Here is a 26,970-nt window from a genome sequence, read left to right as displayed (position 1 = left end):
ACCTGTGGGAACGAGCTTGCTCGCGAAAGCAGTGTGTCAGTCGACGTTTCTAAACCTGACACGCCGCTATCGCGAGCAGGCTCACTCCTACAATGATTTTTGACTCACTGACACTCCGCGTTCTACCTCCTTTCTGATACTTGTTCTCATTCGCTAATTTTTCCGGTCTGCATTCGTTTTATAGGGACGACGTGCCTTTGTGCTTCCCGCCACTGATCCGGATGCTTAGAAATGAATGCTGAAGACTCCTTGAAACTTGCTCGCCGGTTTATCGGGTTGCCCCTGGAAAAGCGCCAGATGTTCCTTGCGGCCTTGCAAAAGGAAGGCGTTGATTTCGCCCGGTTTCCCATTCCTGCTGGCGTCGAAGCCGAAGATCGCCAGGCGTTGTCGTACGCCCAGCAGCGCATGTGGTTTCTCTGGCAGCTGGACCCGCAAAGCGGCGCCTACAACCTGCCGGGCGCGGTGCGTCTGACCGGGCAGTTGAACCTGTCCGCGCTGGAGCAAGCCTTCGCCAGTCTCGTTGAACGCCACGAAACCCTGCGCACGGTGTTCCAGCGCCAGGCCGATGACACCTTGCTGCAAGTGCCAACCAGTGCGTCGTTGGTGATTGATCAGGTGGATTTCAGCGCATTACCGGCCACGGAGCGCGAAAGGTCCGTTGCCCAAGCGGCCGAGCAGCAATCCGTGCTGCCGTTTGATCTGGCAAACGGCCCGCTGTTGCGCGTCACCGTGCTCAAACTCGCCGAGCAGGAATACGTCCTCCTGCTGACCCTGCACCACATCGTTTCCGACGGCTGGTCGATGAACGTGCTGATCGACGAATTCATCCGCTGCTACGACGCCTTTGAGGCGGGCGCACAACCGCAACTCGCGCACTTGCCGATCCAGTACAGCGACTACGCGTTGTGGCAACGCCGCTGGCTGGAGGCGGGCGAGCAGGCGCGTCAACTCGACTACTGGCAGGCGCAACTGGGCGACGAGCACCCGGTGCTGGAACTGCCCACCGATCATCCGCGCCCGGCGATGCCGAGCTATCGCGGCACCCGTTACGAGTTCGCCGTCGATGGCCAACTGGCCGAGCAACTGCGGGCCACGGCGCAGAAACACAACATCACCCTGTTCATGCTGTTGCTTGGCGCCTTCAACGTGTTGCTGCACCGTTACACCGGGCAGACCGACATTCGCGTCGGCGTGCCAATCGCCAACCGTAACCGCGCCGAGATCGAAGGCCTGATCGGCTTCTTCGTCAACACCCAGGTGCTGCGCACCCAGCTCGACGGCCAGACCCGCGTCGACGACTTGCTGCGTGCCATCAAGGAAACCGCCCTCGGTGCCCAGGCCCATCAGGACTTGCCGTTCGAACGCCTGGTCGAAGCGCTGAAACTGGAGCGCAGCCTCAGCCACACGCCGCTGTTCCAGGTGATGTACAACCACCAGCCGCAGGTCGCGGACATTTCCACGGTCAGCACCGCGTCGGGTCTGGCGCTGGGCGTGATCGAGTGGGAAGGGCGCACCACCCAGTTTGACTTGACTCTCGACACCTATGAAAAGGGCGGAAAACTGCACGCCGCGCTGACCTACGCCAACGACCTGTTCGACGCCCCGACCATCGCGCGCATGGCCCAGCACTGGACGCATTTATTGCAGGGCATGGTCGGTGATTCGCAGCAGCGCATCAGTGATTTGCCGCTGCTGGAGAACGCCGAATACCAGCGGATCGTGCATGACTGGAATCGTGCTGACGAAAGCTTTCCGCAAGACCTGTGCATTCATGAACTGATCAGCCAGCAAGCAGCGGCCAGCCCGGATGCACTGGCAGTGACCTTCGCGACCAAACAGCTGACTTACAGCGAACTCGACACTCAGGCAAATCGCCTTGCCCACAAACTGATCGAACTGGGCGTTGGCCCGGAAGTTCGTGTCGGCGTGGCGATGCAGCGTTCCGACAGCTTGTTGGTCGCGTTGCTCGCGGTGCTCAAGGCCGGTGGCGCTTACGTGCCGCTGGACCCGGATTACCCGGCCGAGCGCGTGGCCTACATGCTCGAAGACAGCCGCGCTTTGGTGCTGCTGACCGAGCAAGCTGTCGCCGCAACATTGACCGTCACCGCCGAAACCCAAGTGTTGCTGGTGGACGATAGGGCGTGGGCCGCTTACCCAAGTAACGCGCCGGTGACTCGCGTCACACCGGACAACCTCGCCTATGTGATCTACACCTCCGGCTCCACCGGCAAACCCAAAGGTGTGGCCATCGCCCACCGCAACGTGCTGGCGCTGATCGACTGGTCGAAATCGGTCTACAGCCGCGATGACATTCAAGGCGTATTGGCCTCGACGTCGGTGTGTTTCGACCTGTCGGTGTGGGAACTGTTTGTCACCCTGGCCAACGGTGGTTCGCTGATCATCGCCCGCAATGCCCTGGAATTGCCGCAACTGGCGGCCCGGGATCAAGTGCGCCTGATCAACACCGTGCCGTCGGCGATCAATGCGTTGCAGCGCGACGGGCAGATCCCGCCGAGCGTGCGCATCATCAACCTCGCCGGCGAACCGTTGAAGCAGAGCCTGGTGGAGGCGTTGTATCAGCAGTCGACCGTCGAGCATGTCTACGATTTGTACGGTCCGTCCGAAGACACCACGTATTCGACCTGGACCCGCCGCGAGGCCAGTGGCCGAGCAAACATCGGCCGACCGCTGAAACACACCGCCAGCTATTTGCTCGATGCTGACCTGCAACCGGTGCCGCAAGGCGTGTCCGCCGAGCTGTTCCTGTCAGGCGCCGGCATTACCCGCGGTTACCTGGCTCGACCAGGCATGACCGCCGAAAAATACGTACCGAACCCGTTCGCCAGCAACGGCGAACGCCTGTACCGCACCGGCGACCTGACCCGTTATCAGGCCGACGGCGCGTTGCAATACGTCGGTCGCATCGACCATCAGGTCAAGGTCCGTGGTTTCCGTATCGAACTCGGTGAAATCGAAGCACGGCTGTTGCAGCAGGACGCCGTGCGTGAGTTGGCGGTGCTGGCGCAGGACGGCATCAACGGCCAACAACTGGTCGCCTATATCGTTCCGGCCGATCCAGCGTTACTGGACGACATCGACGCTCAAGCAACTCAGCGTGAAACCTTGAAAGCCGCGCTGCGCCAACACTTGCCGGACTACATGGTCCCGGCGTTCCTGCTGTTCCTCGAGCAGTTGCCACTGACCCCCAACGGCAAACTCGACCGCAAGGCCCTGCCGGCTATTGACGGCACTGAGCAACAACGCGAACACGTCGCGCCGCGCACTGCGATGGAAAAATCCCTCGCGGCGATTTGGCAGGACGTGTTGGCCATCGAAAACGTAGGACTGGAAGACAACTTCTTCGAACTCGGCGGCGACTCCATTGTGTCCATGCAAGTGGTCAGTCGTGCGCGTCAGGCTGGCATCGTGTTGAGCCCCAAAGACTTGTTCCAGCACCAGACCATACGCAGCCTGGCCCAGGCGGCCCGCTGCGGTGAGCAATCGTTGATCGATCAAGGCCCAGCGGTGGGCGCGGTGGCGTTGGCGCCGGTGCAACAGTGGTTCTTCGAACAAGCCATCCCCGAGCGTCAGCACTGGAACCAGTCGCTGCTGCTGGTGCCGCGTGAAGCGTTGAACGTCGAGACGCTGGATCGCGCTCTTGAGCAATTGCTGACCCATCACGACAGCCTGCGCCTGCGTTATGAGCAGACCGCCGAAGGTTGGCAACAAACCTACGCCGTGCCGACCACTGCATCAGTGTTGTGGCAGCGTCACGCGCAATCGCTCGAAGAACTCACCGCTCTGTGCGACGAAGCCCAACGCAGTCTCGATGTGCAAAACGGCCCGCTGATGCGAGCGCTGCTGGTCTCGATGGCCGACGGCACTCAACGTTTGCTGCTGGTCATTCACCACTTGGCGGTGGACGGCGTGTCCTGGCGCGTGTTGCTGGAAGACCTTCAGCAGTTCTACAGCGGCAGCCATGCATCGATGGCGAAAACCAGTAGCTATCAACGCTGGGTCGTCCGTTTGCAAGCTCATCTTCCAGCCTTTGAAAACAGCCTCGGTCATTGGCAATCCCAGCTGCGCGACGCACCGAACGATCTGCCCTGCGATCGCCCAACCGGCGCGCTGGAAAACCGCTTCGAACAGAAACTCGAACTCAAACTCGACGCCGAGCAAACCCGCAAACTGCTGCAACAGGCTCCGGCGGCCTATCGCACCCAGGTCAATGACCTGCTGCTGACCGCACTGGCACGCGCGGTTTGCCGCTGGACCGGACAGGGCAGCACGCTGATCCAGCTCGAAGGCCATGGTCGCGAAGACCTGTTCGACGACATCGACCTGACCCGCACGGTCGGTTGGTTTACCAGCCTGTTCCCGGTCAATCTGATGCCTTCCGGCGATCTCGGCGCGTCGATCAAATCCATCAAGGAACAACTGCGCGCCGTGCCGGATAAAGGCCTCGGCTACGGCGCACTTCGTTACCTCGGCACCCCGGCAATTCGCGCTGAACTGGCGGCGTTGCCGCAACCACGCATCACCTTCAACTATCTGGGGCAGTTCGACCGTCAGTTCGACGATGCGGCAATGTTTGTCCCGTCCACTGAAGGCAACGGCATCGCGCAAGATCCATCGGCACCGTTGGGCAACTGGTTGACGGTCGAAGGCCAGGTCTACGGCGGTGAGTTGTCGCTGAGCTGGGGCTTCAGCCGCGAGATGTTCGACACCGCGACCATCCAGCGTCTGGCCGACGATTACGCGCTGGAACTCAACGCGTTGATCGATCACTGCTGCGCCGTTGAAGCGCCGCAAGCCACACCGTCGGACTTCCCGCTGGCGCGCATCAGTCAGGCGCAACTCGATGCACTGCCGGTTGCTGTTTCGACCCTCGAAGACCTTTATCCACTGTCGCCGATGCAGCAGGGCATGCTGTTTCACACTCTGTACGAACCTGAAGTCGGCGCCTACATCAGCCAGCTGCGCCTCGACATTCAAGGCCTCGATCCGCAGCGATTTACTCAGGCCTGGCAAACCGCGCTGGAGCGTCACGACATCCTGCGCAGTAGCTTCCACTGGCAAGGCCTCGACACTGCGCATCAGGCAATTGTCCGCCAGGTCGCGTTGCCGCTTGAAGTGCTTGAAGCGACCGACACTGATGCGCTGGCCGACGCCGAACGCACCCAGGGTTTTGCACTGGGCAGCGCGCCGCTGTTTCGTTTGAAACTGGTCCGCAGGGGCGCCCATGACTGGCACCTGATTTACACCAGCCACCACATTTTGATGGACGGCTGGAGCAACGCACAGTTGCTGGCCGAAGTGATCCAGCACTACGCCGCCGGGCCATCGCTGCCGGCACCGACCGGGCAATATCGCGATTACCTGGGCTGGTTGCAGCAGCAATCGGCCACCGCGGGCGAGCAGTTCTGGAAAGCGGCATTGGCGCCGCTCGAAGCGCCGACGATGCTGGCCGAAGCCTTGCGGCCGCCGGTGGGTGCCGAGGGCAGCGAGGAATACCGCGTCGCCCTCGACAGCCGCGCGACCCAGCGTCTGGCCGAGTTCGCCCGTCAGCAGAAAGTCACTCTCAACACCTTGCTGCAAGCGGCCTGGAGTCTTTTGCTGCAACGCTACACCGGCCAGGATTGCGTGGTGTTCGGTGCCACCGTGGCCGGGCGTTCGGCGCCGCTGCCGGGGATCGAAGAGCAGCTCGGGCTGTTCATCAACACGCTGCCGCTGGTGTGCGCGATGAAGCCGGATCAAACCGTCAGCCAATGGCTGGGCGAGTTGCAAGGGCTGAACCTGGCCATGCGCGAGTTCGAGCACGTGCCGCTTTACGACATTCAGGGTTGGGCGGGGCAGCAGGGCTCGGCGCTGTTCGACAGCCTGCTGGTGTTCGAAAACTTCCCGGTGGCCGAGGCGCTGAAACAGGGCGCCCCGGCCGGGTTGTCGTTTGGCAACCTGCACAACCACGAACGCACGCACTATCCGCTGACCTTGGGCATCGAACTCGGCGAAGGCCTGAGCCTGGACTTTAGCTACGACGCGGCGCGGTTCAGTGCGGCTCAGGTGGCTGAGTTGTCGGCGAATCTGCAGCACCTGTTGGCGCAATTGGTAGCGCTGCCGGACGCGGCATTGGGCACGCTGGAGTTACTCGATGAGGCCGGAAAAAATGCGGTGCTCACTGTCAGCCAACCGGCGGCCGTTGAGTTATCCACAGCACTTTTGGCGCACGAAAAAATCGCGGCTCAGGCCGCCGCTACCCCAGACGCAATGGCATTGCAGGTTGACGGTCAGTCCCTGAGCTACGGCCAATTGAACGCGCAGGCCAACCGATTGGCCCATCGCCTGATCGACAACGGCGCCGGTCCAGGCTCGCGTGTCGGTCTGGCGCTGCACCGTGGTCCGCAACTGATCGTCAGCCTGTTGGCGGTGCTCAAAACCGGCGCGGCTTATGTGCCTTTGGACCCGAAATACCCGGCTGAACGCCTGGCCTACATGATCGGCGACAGCCGCCTCGACGTGCTGCTGTGCGAGTCCGGTCTGCTGGAAGACGTGCCAGGCGTGCTACGTCTCAGCCTCGAAGACAATGTCGGCTACTCCGACAGCGATCCGCAAAACCACGCGCTCGCCGACGACCTGGCCTACATCATTTACACCTCCGGCTCCACCGGCCAACCCAAAGGCGTGGCCATCGCCCATGCCGCGTTGCGCGAGTTTTGCCAGACCGCCGCCGACTATTCGCTGCTGTCGGCGTCGGACCGCGTGTTGCAGTTCGCGACCTTCAGTTTCGATGGCTTCGTCGAACAGTGCTTCCCGGCGTTGTGCGTCGGCGCGGCGCTGATCATGCGTGGCGATGATGTGTGGGACGCCGGCCGCCTCGCCGCCGAAATCGTCCAGCAGGGCGTGACCGTCGCGGATTTGCCGGCGGCTTACTGGTACTTGCTGGCCCGCGAATGCGCGAGCGGTGTGGTGCGAAGTCTCGGTGAGTTGCGCCAGGTTCACGTCGGCGGCGAAGCGATGTCGGTTGAAGGTCTGCGCTTGTGGCATCAGGCCGGTTTGAGCCATGTGCGTTTGCTCAACACCTACGGCCCGACTGAGGCGACGGTAGTTTCCAGCGTTCATGAATGCCGTCTGATCGATGCCAGCGACGCGTTCGGCATTCCGATTGGACGAGCCATCGCGGGTCGGGCCCTGTACGTGCTGGACGCTGCCGGTCAACTGCTGCCCAACGGTGGCGTCGGTGAACTGTGCATCGGTGCCCCGGCCAGCCTGGCTCAAAGCTACTTTGATCGCCCGGCGCTGACCGCTGAACGCTTCCTGCCGGACCCATTCGCCCGTGAACCGGGCGCGCGGCTGTACCGCAGCGGCGATCTGGCGCGCTACAACGCTGACGGGAATCTGGAATACGTCGGCCGCATCGATCATCAAGTGAAGATTCGCGGTTTCCGCATTGAAATGGGTGAGATCGAAGCCTGCCTGCAAGCCCGTGAGGACGTGCGCGAAGCGGCGGTCATCGCTCAGGACGGCACCCAACTGGTGGCGTACGTCGTGGCCAGCGGCGCGACGGTTTCTCAGGCCGAATATCTGGAAGGACTCAAAGCCGTTCTGCGTCAGTCGCTGCCGGAATACATGGTGCCAAATCACCTGATCCTGCTGGCCAAACTGCCGCTCAACAACAACGGCAAACTCGACCGCAAAGCCTTGCCGCGCGCTGAAGCTGGCGATGTGCAACGGGAATTTGTGACCCCGGCCGAAGGGCTGGAAACGCAACTGGCGCTGATCTGGCAGAACGTGTTGCAGGTCGAGCGCGTGGGCCGTGACGACAACTTCTTCGAGCTGGGCGGGCACTCGTTGCTGGTGCTTCAGGTGATCTCTCGGGTGCGTCAGCAGTTGCAACTCGAACTGTCTATAAGCAGTCTGTTCTCCGCGATGAATCTGGCGGAATTTGCCGAGCGTGCCGCGCTGGCGAACGTCAGCGGCCAACCGGCGCTGCAACGGGCAACGGTCGATCAGGCGCAGATCCTGTCGTACGCCCAACAGCGCCAATGGATTCTCTGGCAGCTTGACCCACAAAGTTCGGCCTACAACATTCCCGCCGCACTGCGTCTCAAGGGCTCGCTGAACCGCGAAGCCCTGCGTGAAGCGTTTGCGCAATTGCAGGCCCGTCACCAAACCTTGCGCACAACCTTTGAGCAGGACGGCCAGCAGGCGCGTCCGGTGCTGCACGACAACCTGGCGCTGCAACTGGATGAACGCACACTCGATCAGTCGTCGATCGACAATGCCGTAGCCGAAGAAATCGCCCGGCCGTTCGACCTGCGCAACGGCCCGCTGTGGCGCGTGTTGCTGCTGCAAGTGAACACCGACGAACACGTGCTGGTGCTCACCGTGCATCACATCGCCGCCGATGGCTGGTCGATGCAGGTCATGGTCGATGAGTTCAGCGCGCTGTATCAGGCTGCCGTTGCAGGCAATGCCGCGAACCTGAATAGCCTGCCGGTGAACTACAGCGACTACGCCCGTTGGCAGCGTGACTGGCTGGAAGCAGGCGAGGGCGCTCGTCAACTGGCGTGGTGGCGCGAGCAACTGGATGGCAGCCAGGCACCGCTGGAATTGCCGAGTGAACTGACCCGTCCGGCCCGTCGCACCGAACGCGGCGCCAGCCTGGTGCTGAACGTTGATCGCGAGTTGCTCGCCGGTTTGCGTCAACGTGCCCAGGAACAGCAGGTGACCTTGTTCATGCTGTTGCTGGCGAGTTTCCAGACCTTGCTGCATCGCCAGAGCGGGCAGTCGAGCATCAGCGTCGGCGTGCCGAGCGCCGGCCGTTCGCGCCTAGAAACCGAAGGCCTGATCGGCTTCTTCATCAACACCCAAGTGCTGCGTGCCGAGATCGATGGTCAGCAGTCCTTCAGCACGTTGTTGCAACAGGTCAAACAGGTTGCATTGGGCGCGCAGGCCAATCAGGACTTGCCGTTCGAGCAGTTGGTCGACGCCTTGCAGCCGGACCGCAGCCTCAATCACAGCCCATTGTTCCAGGTGCTCTACAACCATCAGCAGCAGTTGGGTGCGAGCGTTGAACGCAGCGTCGCCGGCTTGCAGGTCGAGCGTCTGCACTGGCAGCAACACACCACGCAATTCGATCTGGTGCTGGATACTCAGGAGCAGGGCGAAACGCTGGACGCCAGCCTGACCTACGCCACTGATTTGTACGACGAGGCGTCGATGGACCGCCTCGCCGAGCAGTGGCTGAGCCTGCTGCGAGCGGTAGTCGAAGATCCGCAGCAGCGCGTCGCCGAACTGCCGTTGCTCAAAGCAACACAACGCGATGCGCTGATCCAGCACTGGAACCCGACGTTCCAGGCGCAGCCGCCGTCGCCTACCTTGCACCACGTGTTCGAAGTTCGAGCCGCACAACGGCCGAACGCAATCGCGCTGGTCTACGAAGGCGAGCACCTGACCTACGCCGCGCTCAACGCTCAGGCCAACCGACTGGCGCGCAAACTGCGTGAACAGGGCGTCGGCCCAGAGGTGCGGGTCGGCATCGCCACCGAACGGGCGATGCCGCTGGTGGTTGGATTGCTGGCGATTCTCAAGGCCGGCGGCGCCTATGTGCCACTCGATCCGCAATACCCGGCCGAGCGCCTGAGCTACATGATCGAAGACAGCGGCATCACGTTGCTGCTGACCCAACAACACTTGATCGACGGTTTGCCGGCCCGCGACGGCGTGCAAGTGCTAAGCCTGGAGTCGTTGCAACTGGATGCCTTCGGCGCCGACAACCTGCCAGCGCTGGCAACCCCGGACAACCTTGCCTACGTCATCTACACCTCCGGCTCCACCGGTCGGCCGAAGGGTGCATTGCTCAGCCATGGCAACGTCGGGCGTCTGCTCACGGCCACGGCTGCCGAGTTCAAATTCGGCCCGGACGATGTCTGGACGCTGTTTCATTCCTACGCCTTCGACTTCTCGGTGTGGGAGCTGTTCGGCTCGCTGTGCACTGGCGGGCGTCTGGTGATCGTGCCGTATTACATCAGCCGCGAGCCGCAAGAATTCCACCGTTTGCTCTGTGATGAAGGCGTGACGGTGTTGAACCAGACCCCGACCGCGTTCCGCCAGTTGTTACCGATTGCCTGCGCCAGCGAGCGAAACCTGGCGCTGCGTCAGGTGATTTTCGGTGGCGAAGCGTTGGAAGTCGCGAGCCTGCGTCCGTGGTTCGAACGTTTCGGCGACCAACAGCCAACCCTGGTCAACATGTACGGCATCACCGAAACCACGGTGCACGTGACCTACCGCGCCATCCGCCTCGCCGATCTCGACGGCAAGGCCCAAAGCCCGATCGGCCTGCCGATCCGCGACCTGCGCTGGTACTTGCTCGACAGCCAGTTGCAGCCGGTGCCGGTGGGCGTGGCGGGCGAGTTGTACATCGCCGGCGCTGGTCTGGCGCGCGGTTATCACGGGCGTTTCGGCCTGACTGCCGAGCGCTTCGTGCCGAGCCCATTCGAGGCGTCCCAACGCCTTTATCGCAGCGGCGACCTGGCCCGCCAGCGTGCCGACGACAGCATTGATTACCTCGGCCGGATCGACCAGCAAGTGAAGATCCGCGGCTTCCGCATCGAACTGGGTGAAATCGAAGCCGCGCTGCTGGCTCAACCGGGTGTGCGCCAAGCGGTGTTGAGCGTGCATGCCGGCGACGGCTGTCCACAACTGTGCGCCTACGTGGTGGCCGAGCAAACCCCGCATGACCCAATCGCCTGGCGCGACAACCTGCGAGCGGCGCTCAAGGTCGATCTGCCGGACTACATGGTGCCGAGCCACTGGCTGTTGCTCGACGCCTTGCCACTGACCGGCAACGGCAAGCTCGACCGCAAGGCCTTGCCGGTGCCCGACGCTCAGGAATGGCAGCGACCGTTCGAAGCCCCCGAGGGCGACCTCGAACGGCAGCTGGCGGCCATTTGGGCCGTCGTGTTGGGTGTGGTGCAGATCGGCCGACGCGACAACTTTTTTGAATTGGGCGGGCACTCGTTGCTCGCCGCCCAGGCCAGTGCCCGTGTGGAACTGGAACTGGGCATCGAGCTGCCGCTGCGCGCGCTGTTCGAATCCACCGACCTTCAGGCTTATGCCGCCATGGCCGGGCAACACGCCCCGGCTGACAACGATGCACGTCTTGATGCGCTTGAGTCGCTTCTCGACGAGATGGAGATCAACTGATGGAACACACCACTGCCCAGCGTATCGCCACTCGCTTCGCCGGCTTGCCGGCTGACAAGCGCCGCGAGTTTCTGACACGCATGCAAGAGCAGGGCGTGAGCTTCGGCCAACTGCCGATTCCGCCTGCTGCCGAACCGCAAGCGACGTTTGAACTGTCCTATGCGCAGCAGCGCCAATGGTTCCTCTGGCAGCTTGATCCGCAGAGCTCGGCGTACAACATTCCAGCCGCATTGCGCTTGTATGGGCCGCTGAATGTCGCGGCGTTGCAGCAGAGTTTTGATGTGTTGCTGGAGCGTCATCAGAGCCTGCGCAGCCGATTCGTCGAGGATGACGGTCAGGTGGTGCAGACACTGGCCGGGTTCACCTCGCTGCCGATCGAACTGATTGACCTGCGCGATGAACCTCAGGAACAGCGTCTTGATCTGGCCATGAAAGCGGTCGAGCAGGACATCGCCCGGCCGTTCGATCTTCAGCACGGTCCGCTGCTGCGGGTCAGCCTGTTGCAGCTCGATGCCGAAGACCATGTGCTGTTGCTGACTCTGCACCACATCGTCACCGATGGTTGGTCGATGGGCGTGTTGGTGGAGGAGTTTTCCCGACTCTACGCCGCGCATTGCCAAGGGCAGAACGCTGCACTGGAGGCGCTGCCGATTCAGTATTCCGACTACGCCCTGTGGCAGCGCCGCTGGATGGAAGCGGGGGAACTGGAGCGTCAACTCAACTGGTGGCGTGAAACACTGGGCAACGAGCAACCGCTGCTGGAATTGCCGACTGATCGCCCACGCCCGGCACAACCGAGCCAGCGCGGTGCGCGTCTGGATTTCGCCCTCGATGCGACCTTGGCCAGCGGTCTGATGAGCCTGGCCAAACAGCGTGGCGTCACGCCGTTCATGCTGTTGCTGGCGAGTTTCCAGGCATTGCTCTATCGCTACAGCGGCCAGTCCGACCTGCGCGTCGGCGTGCCGATTGCCAACCGCAATCGTGCGGAAACCCGTGGCCTGATCGGCTTCTTCGTCAACACCCAAGTGATGCGTGCCGAGCTGGACGGGCGTCTGCCGTTCAGTCAGCTGCTCGACCAGACCCGCACCGCGTCGCTCAATGCTCAGGATTATCAGGACTTGCCGTTCGAGCGTCTGGTGCAGGCGCTGCAAGGTGAACGCAGCCTGAGCCACAGCCCGCTGTTCCAGGTGATGTTCAACCACCAGCAAGCCAAACCGGCGGCAGTCAGCGGTTTGCTCGCCGGGTTGCGCGTCGAGGCGCTGAACGCGACGGCGCACACCACGCAATTCGATCTGCAACTGGACACGCAGGAAGAGGGCGACAAGCTGTTCGCCAGCCTGACATATGCCACCGATCTGTTTGACGCCGAGCGCATCGAGCATTTAGCGCGTCATTGGCGCAACCTGTTGGCCGGCGTGCTGGCGAACCCGCAATGCCCGCTCGCCGAGTTGCCATTGCTGGATGCCGACGAGCGTCTGCGCATCCTCGATGACCTGAACAACACCGCTCAGGCCTATCCAGGCGAAGTCTGCGTGCAGCGCCATTTCGAAGCGCGCGTGGCTGAAAACGGTGAGGCGACAGCGCTGGTGTTCCAGGGCCAGCGCCTGAGTTACGCCGAGCTGAATGTGCGCGCCAACCGTTTGGCCCATCACTTGCGCGCCCAGGGCGTTGGCCCGGAAGTGCTGGTGGGGATTGCCTGCGACCGCTCGTTTGAAATGGTCGTCGGCCTGCTGGCGATTCTCAAGGCCGGCGGCGCGTATGTGCCGCTGGACCCGGAATACCCGCTTGATCGCCTGAGCTACATGATCGAAGACAGCGGCATTTCGCTGTTGCTGACCCAGGAACATCTGCTGGCGCAATTGCCGACGCCGGACAACGTGCGCACCCTGAGCCTGCATGCCGAGGCCGATTGGTTGAGCGACTTGCCGGGCACTGATCTTGCGAACCTTGCTGTCGCGGAAAACCTTGCCTATGTGATTTACACCTCCGGTTCCACCGGCAAACCCAAGGGCGCGGGTAACCGCCATGTGGCGCTGCATAACCGTCTGGAGTGGATGCAGCAAGCCTACATCCTGCTGCCGAGCGACCGCGTGCTGCAAAAAACGCCGTTCAGTTTCGACGTGTCGGTGTGGGAGTTTTTCTGGCCGCTGATGAAGGGCGCGACCCTGGTGATCGCCGCGCCGGGCGAGCACCGCGATCCGCAACGCCTTGCTGCGCTGATCGTCGAACAGGCGATCACCACGCTGCACTTTGTGCCATCGATGCTTTCGGCGTTTATCGCTGCCGACGAGGCGCTGGCCTGCACGTCGTTGCAACGGATCATTTGCAGCGGCGAAGCATTGCCGATGGAGTTGCAACGCCAGACCCTGCGCAGCCTGCCGCAAGCCAATCTCTACAACCTCTACGGCCCGACCGAAGCGGCCATCGACGTGACCCACTGGAACTGCGTGGAAGAGGGCCGCGACAGCGTGCCGATCGGTCGGCCGATCGCCAACCTGCGCACCTGCATCCTCGACAGCGAACTGCAACCGTTGCCGTTGGGCGCGGTGGGCGAGTTGTACCTCGGTGGCGTCGGTCTGGCGCGCGGTTATCACCGCCGTGGCGCGCTGACGGCCGAGCGTTTCGTGGTCGACCCGTTTGGCAGCGGCGAGCGTCTGTACCGCACCGGTGACCTGGCGCGTTACCGCGCTGATGGCGCCATCGACTATTGCGGGCGTATCGACCATCAAGTGAAGATTCGCGGTTTGCGCATCGAACTGGGTGAAATCGAAGCGCGTCTGCAAGAACATGCCGACGTGCAGGAAGCCGTGGTGCTGGCCATCGATGGCCCGAGCGGCAAACAACTGGTTGCGTACATCGTGCCGCAAGATCGAGCCTTGGTCGGCGCCGATGCCGAGCAGCAAGGCGCATGGCGCGAAACCCTGAAAAGTCATTTGCTGGCGAGCCTGCCGGACTACATGGTACCGGTGCAGACCGTGCTGATCGAACAAATGCCCCTGAGTCCCAACGGCAAACTCGACCGTAAGCGCCTGCCTGCGCCGACCGCACACGTCAGCCAACGCACCTTCGAAGCACCGCGCAGCGAACATGAACAGGTGCTGGCGCAGATCTGGCAGGACGTGTTGGGCGTGGAGCAGGTTGGGCGTCAGGACAACTTCTTTGAGCTGGGCGGCGACTCGATCATTTCGATTCAAGTGGTCAGCCGTGCACGCCGTGCCGGCCTGAGCCTGCAACCGCGCGACCTGTTCCAGCAGCAAACCTTGCAAGCGCTGGCCGCTGTGGTCAAAGAGCAGGCGGCACCGCTGGCGCAACAAGGACCGGTGGACGGTGTGCAAACACTCACGCCGATCCAGCGCTGGTTCTTCGACGAACCGATCCCGCAACGTGCGCACTGGAATCAGGCGGTGCTGCTGGTGCCGCGTGAAACCCTCGAATTGCCGCGCCTGCAAGCCGCGCTGCAACGTCTGCTCAAGCAGCACGATGCCCTGCGTTTGCGCTTCAGTCAGGTCGATGGCCAATGGTCAGCGCGTTATGTCGGGGCTGACAGCGCCGACGTGATCGACATGCTCTGGACCGCCCGCGTGGCCAGCGATGCCTCGCTGGAATCGGTGTGCGACGAAGCCCAGCGCAGCCTCAGCCTGCAAGACGGCCCGCTGCTGCGCGTGGCGTTGATCGCTCAGGCCGATGGCTCGCAGCGGTTGCTGTTGGTGATCCATCACTTGGCGGTGGACGGTGTGTCCTGGCGGGTGTTGCTGGAAGATTTGCAGGCTGCTTACCAAGGGCAAGACTTGCCGCTGAAAACCAGCGCCTTCCAGGCCTGGGCCGACAAACTCGATGCTTATGCACGTTCTGAAACCGCCGCCAGCGAACTGAGCTGGTGGCAGACGCAACTGGGCGAGGCGAATGATTCGCTGCCGGCGGCCAACGCCCAAGCCAGTCAGGCCGGGCATCTGCGACAAGGCGTCAGCATCGGCCTGGACCGCGAGCAGACCCGGCAGTTGCTGCAACAGGCTCCGGCGATCTACCGCACCCAAGTCAACGACCTGCTGCTGACCGCACTGGCCCGCACCCTCAGCCGCTGGACCGGCCACGCATCGGCGCTGATTCAGCTCGAAGGCCATGGCCGCGAAGAGCTGTTCGACGACATCGACCTGACCCGCACCGTCGGCTGGTTCTCCAGCCTGTTCCCGGTACGCCTGACGCCGACCGCCGACCTCTCGGGTTCGATCAAGGCAATCAAGCAGCAACTGCGCGAAATCCCCGGCAAAGGCATGGGCTACGGGCTGTTGCGCTACATGGGCGATGCGTCGACCCAAGCGGCATTGGCTGCGTTGCCGCAAGCGCGCGTGACCTTCAACTACCTCGGCCAGTTCGACCAGAGCTTTGCCGAAGACGCGTTGTTCACTCCGGCCCGGGAATCCAGCGGCGCCGCGCAATCGGCAGACGCACCGTTGCCGAACTGGCTGTCGGTGGATGGCCAGGTCTATGGCGGTGAACTGAAACTCGACTGGACTTTCAGTCGCGAATGTTTCGATCAGCGTGAAATCGAAGCGCTGGCCGCGGATTACCAAAGCGAGTTGCTGGCGCTGATCGCCCATTGCCTGAGCGATGGCGCGGGCGGCGTGACCCCGGCGGATTTCCCGCTGGCACGCCTGACCCAGTCGCAACTCGATGGCCTGCCGGTGCCTCCGGCGCAGATCGAGGACCTGTATCCGTTGTCGCCAATGCAGGCCGGTTTGCTGTTCCACAGCCTGTACGAGTCCGATTCCGGTGCCTACGTGAACCAGCTCAGCGTCGAAGCCCGCGGCCTTGATGCCGAACGGCTCGGCCGCGCGTGGCAAGCGGTGCTCGACACTCATCCGATCCTGCGCAGCAGTTTCCACTTCCCCGACGGCTTCGAAGCGCCGGTGCAATTGGTCCATCGTCACCTGCAATTGCCGATGACCTGCCTCGACTGGCGCAACCGCAGCGATCAGGCCGAAGCATTGGTTCAACTGATCGACAGCGAACGCCTGCAACTCGATTCGACTCGGGCGCCGTTGATGCGCCTGACCCTGGTGCGCCTCGACGATGAGCGTCAGCAACTGATCTACACCCACCATCACTTGTTGCTCGATGGTTGGAGTAACTCGCTGCTGTTGAGCGAAGTCCTGCAGCGTTATGCCGGGCAAGACGTGCAAGCGCCAACCGGGCGTTTCGCCGATTACATCGGCTGGCTGCAACGTCAGGATGCGCAGGCTGATGAACTGTTCTGGCGCGAGCAACTGGCGACCCTCGACAACCCGACCCTGTTGGGGCAGAGCCTGGCCCATGGCGACAGTAAAAATCTGTCGACGACGGAGTTTGCCGACCACCGACAGACCTTCGATGTCGCCACCAGCAAACGCTTCGGCGACTTTGCCCGTCAGCAAAAAGTGACGCTCAACACCTTGGTCCAAGGTGCCTGGGCACTGCTGCTGCAACGCTACAGCGGTCAACGCAGCGTCGCGTTTGGCGCGACCGTGGCGGGGCGTCCGGTGGACTTGTCGGGGGCTGAAAGCCAACTTGGCCTGTTCATCAACACCTTGCCGGTGATCAGCAGCCCGGACGCCGTCGAAAGCGTCGGCCAGTGGCTGACCCGCTTGCAGGCGCAGAACCTGGAATTGCGTGAGCATGAATTCACCGCCCTCGGCGACATTCAGCGCTGGGCCGGGCGTGTCGGTGAGCCGCTGTTCGACAGCCTGCTGGTGTTCGAAAACTTCCCGGTGGCCGAAGCGTTGCAACAGGGCGCGCCGGCCGGTTTGAGCTTCTCGATCCCGCAGAACCATGAACGCACCAACTTCCCGTTGACACTGGCGGCCACTGCCGAAAGCGAGCTCAGCCTGAACTGGAGCTACCAATGCGCCCACTTCAGCGCCGAGGCGATTGCCCGCATGAGCGAGCATCTGGCCGCGTTGCTGGCGGCGATGGTCGCCGCGCCACACGCTGCATTGAGTGAACTGGACCTGCTGACCGCGCCGGAACGTGCGCAACAATTGGTCGAGTGGAACCCGGCATTCACCGCGACGGAAAAACCGCTCTGCGTGCATCAGTTGATTGAGGCCCAGGCCGTCATCCGACCGGACGCCACCGCGTTGATCTTCAACGATCTGGAATTGAGCTTCGACCAACTCAACCGTCGTGCCAACCTATTGGCCCATCGCCTGCGCGAGTTGGGCATCGGCCCGGAAGTGCGGGTCGGCCTGGCGATGCAGCGTTCGCCGGAGATGATCATTGGCCTGCTGGCAATCCTCAAGGCCGGCGGCGCGTACGTGCCGCTGGACCCAGCGTACCCGGCCGAACGCCTGCGCTATCTGATGGAAGACAGCGGCATTTCGCTGCTGCTCAGCCAGTCGTGGTTGCGGGAAAAGCTGCCGTTGCCGGAAGGCCTGTCGGTGCTGGAAATCGACCGCGAGCCGCTGGAGCACATGTCGGAAACCAACCCGGTCAACCTGACCTGCGGCGAAAACCTCGCGTACCTGATTTACACCTCGGGCTCCACCGGTCGACCGAAAGGCGTCAGCGTGGCCCACGGTCCGCTGGCCATGCATTGCCTGTCGATCGGCGAGTTGTACGGCATGACCCCGGACGACCGCGAACTGCAATTCGCTTCGATCAGCTTCGACGGCGCCCACGAGCGCTGGCTGACGCCGCTGGTGTTCGGCTCGGCGGTAATGCCCCGCGACGACGAGTTGTGGAGCGTGGAGCGCACGTGCGCCGAGATCGAAAAGCACGGCATCACCATCGCCTGCTTCACCCCGACCTATCTGTCGCAGATCGCCGATTTCATGGGCGAAGCGGGGCGTGATCTGCCGATCCGTTCCTACACCCCGTGCGGCGAAGGCATGGCCAAGCACGCGTTCGATGAAGTGCAGCAAGTGCTGCAGCCCAAGCGCCTGATCAACGGCTATGGCCCGACCGAAACGGTGATCACGCCACTGATCTGGCTGGCGTATCCGGATACCGAATTCGACTCGGCATTCATGCCGATTGGCCGGCCGGTGGGTAATCGCAGCGCCTATATTCTGGACGGCGGTTTGCAGCCGTTGCCGGTTGGTGTGGCGGGCGAGTTGTACCTGGGCGGCGAGGGCGTCGCCCGGGGTTACCACCAACGGCCGGACCTGACCGCTGAACGCTTCGTGCCGGATCCGTTCGTGCCGGGTGCGCGTTTGTACCGCAGTGGCGACCTCGCAAGGTTCCGTGCCGACGGCGTCGTTGAATACCTCGGCCGTATCGACCAACAAGTGAAGATTCGCGGGTTCCGTATCGAGCTCGGCGAAATCGAAGCCTGCCTGCTGGAACACGAAGGCGTGCGTGAAGCGTTCGTGATCGATCGCGAAGGCCCGGTCAGTCGCCAGTTGGTTGGCTACGTGGTGCCCCGCGATCCGCTCGCCGACGAGCAGGATTTGCGTGAAGCGCTGACCTTGCACCTGCGCAGTCGATTGCCGGCGCACATGCTGCCGGCGCATTTGATGTGCCTGGCCGCGTTGCCGCTGACGCCGAACGGCAAGCTTGATCGTCAAGGCCTGCCAGCGCCGGAAGCCACTCGACAGAACCACGATCAAGTGGCCGCCGCGTCGCCGGCCGAAACGTTGCTGGTGGAGATCTGGCAGGAACTGCTGGGGCTGGAGTCGGTGGGCGTCACCGAGAACTTCTTCGAACTGGGCGGTGACTCGATCATTTCCCTGCAAGCGGTGAGTCGTGCCGGGCAGCGCGGGCTGGTGTTCAGTCCGAAGCAACTCTTTGAGCAACAGACCATTCGGGCACTCGCTGTAGTGGCGACCAGCCGTGAAGCAGCGTTGGTTGAAGCGCCGAAAGTCCCTGCTTTTGCGCTGGTGCCGCACATCGACATCGCGGCCCGTGAAGGGCTGCAAGACCTGTATCCGCTGTCGCCGATGCAGCAAGGCATGCTGTTCCATTGCCTCGATTCGCCAGAGCTGAACCCGTACGTCAACCAGTTGAGCGTGGCGGTCGACGGTTTGCAGGTGCCGCGTTTCCGTGCCGCTTGGCAAACCCTGGTCGAGCGTCATGAAGTGCTGCGCGCGGCGTTCCGCTGGCGCGATGGTTTGGCCGATCCGCTGCAAGCGGTATTCGCCGACGTCGAGTTGCCGATAGAAGAACTCGACTGGCGCGAGCGCACCGACACCGAGCAGGCGCTGAACGAACTGGCCGCAGCAGAACAAGCCAAGGGCTTCGACCTGAGCTGCCCGCCGTTGATGCGTTTCATCCTGGTGCGCCTGGGTGATGACCGTTACCAGATGATCTGGATCTACCATCACCTGTTGCTGGACGGCTGGAGCGCCTCGCGTCTGTTGGGCGACATGTTGCGCCTGTACCACAACGACACTCTGCCGACCCTGACCGGTCGCTACGCCGACTACATCGCCTGGCTGCAACGCCAGGACGGCGCGCAGGCCGAAGGCTTCTGGCGCGAGCGCCTGGCGTTGCTCGAAGAACCGACCATTCTGGCCAAGGCTTCGGGGGCTGCGGGTTCCGGTCACGGCGTGATGTACAGCAACCTCGACGCCGAGGTGACGCGCAAATTGCACAGCTTCGCCAAGCGTCAGCGCGTGACATTAAACACGCTGGTGCAAGGCGCGTGGTTGTTGCTGCTGCAACGCCACAGCGGCCAACGCAGTGTCGCGTTCGGCGCCACGGTGGCGGGGCGTCCGACCGGGCTGGCCGGCGCGCAGGACATGCTCGGCCTGTTCATCAACACCTTGCCGGTGATCCAGACCCTCGATCCGCAACAGCCGTTGGGCGAGTGGCTGCGCGATTTGCAGGACTACAACCTGATGGTGCGCGACTACGAGCACACGCCGTTGTCGGACATCCAGCGCTGGGCCGGGCAGGGTGGTCAGGGCTTGTTCGACAGCATCATCGTGTTCGAAAACCATCCGGTGGACCGCGCCTTGAAAGGAGGCGAGGAAGGTGAATTGCGCTTTGCCGAAGTTGGCAGCGGCGGGGTGACCAACTTCCCGATGGACTTGATGGTCAGCGCTAACGAAGAAGGCCTGGAAGTTGAGTACCTGTTCCTGCGTGATCGCTTCAGTGATGTGGAAGTTGAGCGGATTCGTGCGCAGCTTGAAGGGTTGCTGCGTGTGCTGCCTGAAGATGCTGCTTGTCTGCTCGGCAACATTGGCTTGCCGGAAGCGCGTTTGAGTCTGCCGCAGGTGTCCGACGACAATGCCGATTTGCTGCACGCGTTCAATCAACACGTAAAAGCGCAGCCACAGAAAATCGCCTTGATCTGCGAGGATCGGCAAGTCAGTTATGCACAACTAGAGGCGCAGGCCAATGGGCTGGCACAGCAACTGATCGGTCGCGGTATCGGGCCGGAAAGTCTGGTGGCGGTGGCGTTGCCGCGTTCCGAGCGCACCATCGTTGCGTTCCTTGCGGTGCTCAAGGCCGGGGCGGCTTATTTGCCTTTGGACTTGGCGTACCCGGCTGAGCGATTGGCCTACATGCTCAATGATTCGGCCGCCAGCCTGTTGCTTTGCGACAGTGATCTGGGCGAACGACTGACCCTGGCCGACAGCCTGCCACGGCTGTTGCTCGATCAACTGAGCATTGCCGACAACGCCGAGTGCCCGGTTTCCCGACCGCTGCCGGGGCACCTCGCGTACCTGATTTACACCTCCGGTTCCACCGGCCAACCGAAAGGCGTGGCCGTGGCGCGCGGACCGATTGCCCGGCATTGCCGCGGCATCATCGAGCTCTACGAACTGGCACCGCGCAGCCGCGAGTTGCACTTCATGTCGTTCGCTTTCGACGGTGCTCAGGAGCGTTGGCTGAGCGTGCTGTTGGCCGGCGGCAGCCTGGTGATCCGCGATGACAGTTTGTGGACCCCGGAGCAAACCCTGGAAATGTTGCATCGTCACGCCGTGACCGTGGCCTGCTTCCCGCCGGCGTACCTGCAACAGATGGCCGAGGTGGCTGAACGTTTGGGCAATCCACCGGCGGTCGAGGTGTATTGCTTTGGCGGTGATGCGGTGCCGGAGGCCAGTTTCGAGCAGGTCAAACGGGCGCTGCGTCCGCAGCGACTGGTCAACGGTTACGGCCCGACCGAAACCGTGGTCACGCCTTTGTTGTGGCGTGCCGAGGTCAGCGAAACCTGCGACGCGGCGTATGCGCCGATTGGTCGTGGTGTGGCCGGGCGTGGCTTGTACGTGCTGGATGCCGACCTCAATCCGTTGCCGGTCGGTGTCAGCGGCGAGTTGTACCTGGGCGGCGAATGCCTGGCGCGCGGTTATCACCAGCGTCCCGGCATGAGTGCTGAACGCTTCATCCCCGATCCGTTCGAGGCCGGAGGTCGCATGTACCGCACCGGCGACCTGGTGCGCCAGCGTGAGTGCGGGTTGATCGACTACCTGGGGCGTCTCGACCAGCAAGTGAAGATCCGTGGTTTCCGCATTGAACCGGGTGAAATCGAAGCCCGCCTGCGCGACTGCGCCGAGGTGCAGGATGCCGCCGTGGTGGTGCACGACACGCCGACCGGCAAACAATTGGTCGGTTATGTGGTGGCGGCCGGTGCTGTTGGGCTTGATCGTCGCTTGAAGGCTGAACTGCAAGCGCAGCTGCCGGATTACATGGTGCCGGCGCGAATCATGGTGCTGGAGGGTTTCCCGCTGTCGGCCAACGGCAAGCTCGACCGTCGCGCACTGCCTACGCCTGAATGGGCGCTCGGCGGTTATCGCGCGCCGCGCAACGCACTGGAAACGGCGCTGACCGCAATCTGGCAAGAGGTGCTCGGCGTACCGCAAGTGGGTATCGACGACAACTTCTTCGAACTCGGCGGCGACTCGTTGCAGGTGCTTAAAGTCATCTCGCGGGTACGCAGTCAGCCACAACTGGGCTTCGAATTGAAGCTGCGGGACTTGATGCAGAAGCCGTGCATCGCCGAACTCAGCGGCTATCAGGCGGCCGAGCCGGCGTCTGCGCCGGACCCGTTGCTGGCGCTGAATGCGCGGATCCCCAACGTGCCGGCGCTGTTCTGCCTGCACGCTGGTTTCGGCACGGTGTTTGACTACGAACCGCTGGCCCGTCGACTGGAAGGCCGGCGCACGGTGTACGGCCTGCAATGCCGGATGCTGCTTGACCCGCAGTGGCAGGACGAGTCGCTGTTGGCGATGGCTCACGCCTATGCGCAACGGATTCGCAGTCAGCAGGCCAATGGGCCGTATTACTTGCTGGGTTGGTCATTGGGCGGGGCGTTGACGCAATTGGTCGCTCACGAATTGGAAACCCAGGGTGAAACGGTCGCGTTTGCCGGGCTGGTCGACAGCTACGTGGCGGGCACCGCAGAGGCGGGGGACTGGCGCGAGGACCTGGGCGATTTCCTGACGTTTGTGCTCGGTCTGCCGGCCGATGAGGCTCAAGCGCTGATTGCGCTGAAAGCCGCTGATTTGAATGAGCGCGAGGGTTCCACGGCGGTGATCGAGGCGGCGATGCACGGTTCCAATGAGCAAGCCGCGTTGGGTGCGGGGGAACTCACGCAGATCTTCGCCACTGGCTCACGCCTCAAGCAACTGGCGCTGGCGCAGCGGCAACTGCCGGCGATCCAGGTCACGGCGCATCGCTGGTGGGTGGCCGAGCGCGACGACGAACGTCGGGTGTTTGAAGCCCAGGTTGGCAGCCACGGCGTTGATCGCTTGTTGGCGGGCGGGCATTACGAACTGCTGCGCGGTGATGAGTTGCTCGACGAGCTTGAAGACTTGTTGGAACACCACATGGTCGCTGCATAAAAACAACTGTGGCGAGGGAGCTTGCTCCCGCTGGGTCGCGAGGCGGCCCCCAAAAGAGGGACTGCTGCGCAGTCCAGCGGGAGCAAGCTCCCTCGCCACAGGGTTCTCGCTGATTTGAAGATTGTGTGTTGCCTGATTACTGACCCTTTTGTGTAGAAGGATTTTTCCATGGCCGTGTTGCCAGAACTTGAAGCTTTTCTAGAACTCGCCGAGTTCGGCCGGATGACCGGCAAAAGTCGCGCGATGCATGAACAGTCGCCACAACAGGCTCGCATCGATTTCGAAGCGTCGTCAGGGTTTCTCGATGTGCCGCTGGACAGCGTTGCCTGCGAGGACTTCACCCTCGTCGCGCGAGATGGCCACAACCTGTCGGCCAGGGTGTATCGCAGCGGGCAAGCGGTCGATGGGCTGCAACCGGTGGTGTTGTATTTCCATGGCGGCGGGTATGTGGTCGGCAGTCTCGATTCCCATGATGCGCTGTGCCGGCGGCTGGCCTCCCAAGGAAGTTTTGCCCTGTTGACGGTGGATTATCGTCTGGCGCCGGAATGGCGGTTCCCGACGCCGGTGCAGGATGCTTGCGATGCGGGGAACTGGCTGGTGCGCGAGGGCGCGACGCATGGTCTGGACGCAACGCGAGTGGCCGTGGCGGGTGACAGCGTGGGGGCGACGCTGGCGACGGTGTTGTCGATCATGGCCGTGCGTGAGCCTGAGGAACTGGCGTTGAAACCCAAGGCGCAATTGTTGGTGTACCCGGTGACGGATGCCACGACCCAGCGTGCGTCGCATCGGGATTTTGCCGAGGGTTACTTGCTGGAGACACCGACGCTGGATTGGTTCTATGCACATTACGGGCGCACGCCGCAGGATCTGGCGGATTGGCGGTGCTCGCCGTTGCTGGCGGAGGATCTGTCGGGTGTGGCGCCGGCGCTGGTGTACCTGGCCGGGCATGATCCGTTGCATGACGAAGGGTTGGCGTATGCGGATCGGTTGCGTGCGGCGGGGAATGAGGTGACGTTGCTGGAACAGCCTGGGATGACCCATGACTTTTTGCGTATGGCGGGGTTGTTGGGGGAGGTTGAGGGGATTCATGCGGAAGTGGCGGAGTGGGTACGATTGCGGGTTTGAGGTGAAATGAAGAAGCCTGCCATCTCTGTTGGAAGGGGGGGCGGGTTTTTTGTTGTTTGAGAAGTGGTAGTCACAGGCTGAAATCCACCCCTCACCCCAGCCCTCCCGAAACGTCGGACCGCCCCAGAGGGGAGAGGGGGAAAGGGAGCAGATCTGTATGCTTATCAAAACCTGAGTTCGACTTGATATCTCAGGTCGCAGTACCTCAAAAGAACGCCTCGGTCAGCTCCCTCGCCCCTCTGGGGCGGTCCGACGTTTCGGGAGGGTTGGGGTGAGGGGGCTTTTGATTTTTTGCACTCATAAAAAATGCCCATATCTCGCGATACGGGCATTTTTCAATTCAGCTCAGCCACTCAGAAATCATATTTCGCAGTGATCTGCAGGTTACGTGGCTCGCCGTAGAACGTGGTGCCGAAGTTGCCCAGGCCCGTCAGGTACTTCTTGTCGAAGACGTTGTTGGCATTGGCGGTGAAGCTCAGGTGTTCGTCGTATTGAAAACGGGTCATCAAGTCCACGAGGGTGTAGCCACCTTGCTTGAGCATGGTGCTGCCGCCTTCGCCATTACCCACGTTGGGGCTGTAGCTCTGACCGTAAAAAGCGCTCTGCCAGCTGATGCCGCCACCGACGGTGAACTGGTCCAGCGCGCCGGGCAGACGGTAGGTGGTGAACGTACGAATCACGTGCTCCGGTTTGCTGGTGGCCAGCGGGAAACCGAAGATGCGTTGTTCGTCCTTGTCACGGGTGCGGGCGTAGGTGTAGCCGGCAGACACGTTCCAGTCCTGAGCCAGTTCGCCGGCCAGTTCCAGTTCCACACCGTTGGTGGTGGCGCCGTCGGTGGCTTTGAAAATGCCATCGCCGGTGACCTCATTGGTGCCGATCGATTGAGCAACGTTGTCCTGCTCAATGCGGAAGAAGGCCAGGCTGGCGTTCAGTTTTCCTTCGAAGTAAGCCGCTTTCAGGCCAGTCTCGTAGCTGTTGCCTTCAACGGGTGCCAGGGTCGAACCGTTGGCGTCCTTGTTTATTTGTGGCTGGTAGATGCTGGTGTAGCTGCCGTAGACCGAGTAGGTATCGTCCAGGTCATAGACCACACCGGCGTAAGGTGTAACGACGCCATGTTCCTTGTAGCTGGCGTGGGTGTCGGTCTGGCCGGTGCCTGGATAGTAGGCGTAATCCTCGTTGTACTTGTAGGTGCTCAAACGGCCGCCAAGGATGAACGACAGGTCGTCCGTCGGACGCAGGCGCGTGGCCAGGTAAGCGCCGTTCTGGCTCTGGGTGCGCTCGTACTTGCCGTTTTTCGGGAAGTCCTGTTTCGCCAGATGGCCTTCCCAGTCAAAAATGTTGCCCGTCACCTGTCCGAAGGCGCTGCTGTCGAAGGTCGAACCGGTCTGACGGGAGTGGGAGGCCATGAAACCTGCCACCAGTTCATGCTCGCGCCCGCCCAGGCTGAACGGGCCCGAGACGTTCACGTCAGCCGTGTTCTGCACGCGATGGCCTTCCCAGCGACCCCAGTAAAAGAACATGCCTTCGCCGGTGGCGCGGTCCGGGCTGCCACCGCTGGCCGAAGCCAGTTGGGTGTCGTGATCGGTGGTTTTCTGGTCGAAGCTGGCCTTGAATTTCCAGTCATTGGCCAGCGCTTGTTCCAGCGATGCGAAGTAAGTGATGCTGTCGAAATCACGACGGCTCCAGTCAGCACCCGGGTTGAAACTGCGAGAGAAGTCGGTGCGGCCACCGTCGGTGAAGTACGGCGCGTTACCGGTCCAGGAACTGCCGCGCGGGGTGGCACTGGACTTGTCGACGCCCAGGGTCAACAGGGTGTCATCGGTCAGGTCGGCTTCGAGGATGCCGTAGTACAGGTCTTTCTTCTGGCTGTAGTGGTCGATGTACGAATCTTTGTCCTGATAGGCACCCACAAAACGGCCGCGCACGCTGCCGGAATCGTTCAGCGAACCGGAGATGTCGCCTTCGGTGCGGTAGTTGTCCCAGTAACCGGCGGTGGCACTGACCGACGCCTTGAAGTCCTTGGTCGGTTTCTTGCGAATCAGGTTGACGGTGGCGGACGGGTCGCCCGCGCCGGTCATCAGGCCGGTCGCGCCTTTGATGACTTCGATGTGATCGAGGCTGGCCGCGTCGTCGCTGTTGTTAGGGTTTTCACCATAAACGCCGTCGTAGGGGATGTTGACGCCGTCGTACTGAAAGTTGGTGATGGCAAACCCTCGGGCGGAAAACTCGGTACGGTCACTGTCGTACTTCTGTGTCGTAACGCCGGGGGTGTTGCGCAACGCGTCGGCGACGCTGGTGACACCGCGATCGTCCATTTGCTGACGCGTCACCACGGTCACCGATTGCGGCGTTTCACGCAGGGTCAACGGCAGCTTGGTCGCGGTGGTGGTGGCGCCGGTGGTGTAGGAATGGGTGTCTTCAGTGGTCAGGCCCAGGGCCTGCCCGGAAATGGTGGTCGCACCCAGTTGCAGGCTCGAGCCGCCACCGGACACCAGCGTGACGGTATTGCCGCTGATCTGGAACGAAATGCCAGTGCCTTTCAGCAGGGCGGCGAGGGCGTCGGACGGTTCCAGCGAGCCGGACACTGCGCGAGACTTGATCCCTGCAACCTGATCCGGGCTGTAGAGGATTTGCAGATTGGTCTGCATGCCCAGTTCGGTCAGCGCGTTGGAAAGCGATTGACCTGCAATATTCACTTTTACAGGTGCAGCATTGGCCATCGAGCTCCCCAGCAAGGTGGCGGTCAGCAGTACGCTAGTGAACAGGGTGCGATGCAAAGTCGGGCGCTGTACGGCCAGCGCGAGAGGTGTGCGGCGTGTATGAGGTCGCATTACTTACCTGAGCTCCTGAAAAGTGTTGTGCAGAGTTTTTGTTAATA

At 62.4% G+C, this 26,970-nt stretch carries 4 protein-coding genes; 3 read left to right on the top strand and 1 reads right to left on the bottom strand.

Annotation, left to right across the window (positions count from 1 at the left end):
• Positions 1 to 231: 231 nt before the first annotated feature.
• From QF010_RS30390 to QF010_RS30380, 3 genes are all read left to right on the top strand, one after another.
• Positions 232 to 11,205 (top strand): amino acid adenylation domain-containing protein, encoded by a 10,974-nt coding sequence (locus QF010_RS30390; protein ID WP_429534551.1) that lies wholly within the window; start codon positions 232 to 234, stop codon positions 11,203 to 11,205.
• Positions 11,205 to 22,967 carry a non-ribosomal peptide synthase/polyketide synthase gene (locus QF010_RS30385; protein WP_429534550.1) on the top strand — a complete coding sequence of 3,921 codons (11,763 nt, stop codon included), beginning with the start codon at positions 11,205 to 11,207 and terminating at the stop codon, positions 22,965 to 22,967. The genes QF010_RS30390 and QF010_RS30385 overlap by 1 nt, the downstream gene beginning before the upstream one ends.
• Before the next feature lie 168 nt (positions 22,968 to 23,135).
• Positions 23,136 to 24,092, top strand: a complete 957-nt coding sequence (locus QF010_RS30380; RefSeq protein ID WP_429534549.1) for an alpha/beta hydrolase — start codon at positions 23,136 to 23,138, stop codon at positions 24,090 to 24,092.
• Positions 24,093 to 24,445: 353 nt separating this feature from the next.
• Here QF010_RS30380 and QF010_RS30375 read toward each other — a convergent pair whose 3' ends face one another.
• Positions 24,446 to 26,923 carry a TonB-dependent siderophore receptor gene (locus QF010_RS30375; protein WP_429534548.1) on the bottom strand — a complete coding sequence of 826 codons (2,478 nt, stop codon included), beginning with the start codon at positions 26,921 to 26,923 and terminating at the stop codon, positions 24,446 to 24,448.
• Between the last annotated feature and the right edge of the window lie 47 nt (positions 26,924 to 26,970).

It is taken from the genome of Pseudomonas silensiensis (assembly GCF_050434865.1).
GTDB classification, from domain to species: domain Bacteria; phylum Pseudomonadota; class Gammaproteobacteria; order Pseudomonadales; family Pseudomonadaceae; genus Aquipseudomonas; species Aquipseudomonas fluorescens_W.
This window is presented reverse-complemented; position numbering and strand designations above follow the sequence as displayed.

Excerpts from the sequence above, each read along its gene's own strand:
- QF010_RS30375 (WP_429534548.1), bottom strand. The coding sequence starts at position 26,923 with ATGCGACCTCATACACGCCGCACACCTCTCGCGCTGGCCGTACAGCGC.
- QF010_RS30385 (WP_429534550.1), top strand. The coding sequence starts at position 11,205 with ATGGAACACACCACTGCCCAGCGTATCGCCACTCGCTTCGCCGGCTTG.
- QF010_RS30390 (WP_429534551.1), top strand. The coding sequence starts at position 232 with ATGAATGCTGAAGACTCCTTGAAACTTGCTCGCCGGTTTATCGGGTTG.
- QF010_RS30380 (WP_429534549.1), top strand. The coding sequence starts at position 23,136 with ATGGCCGTGTTGCCAGAACTTGAAGCTTTTCTAGAACTCGCCGAGTTC.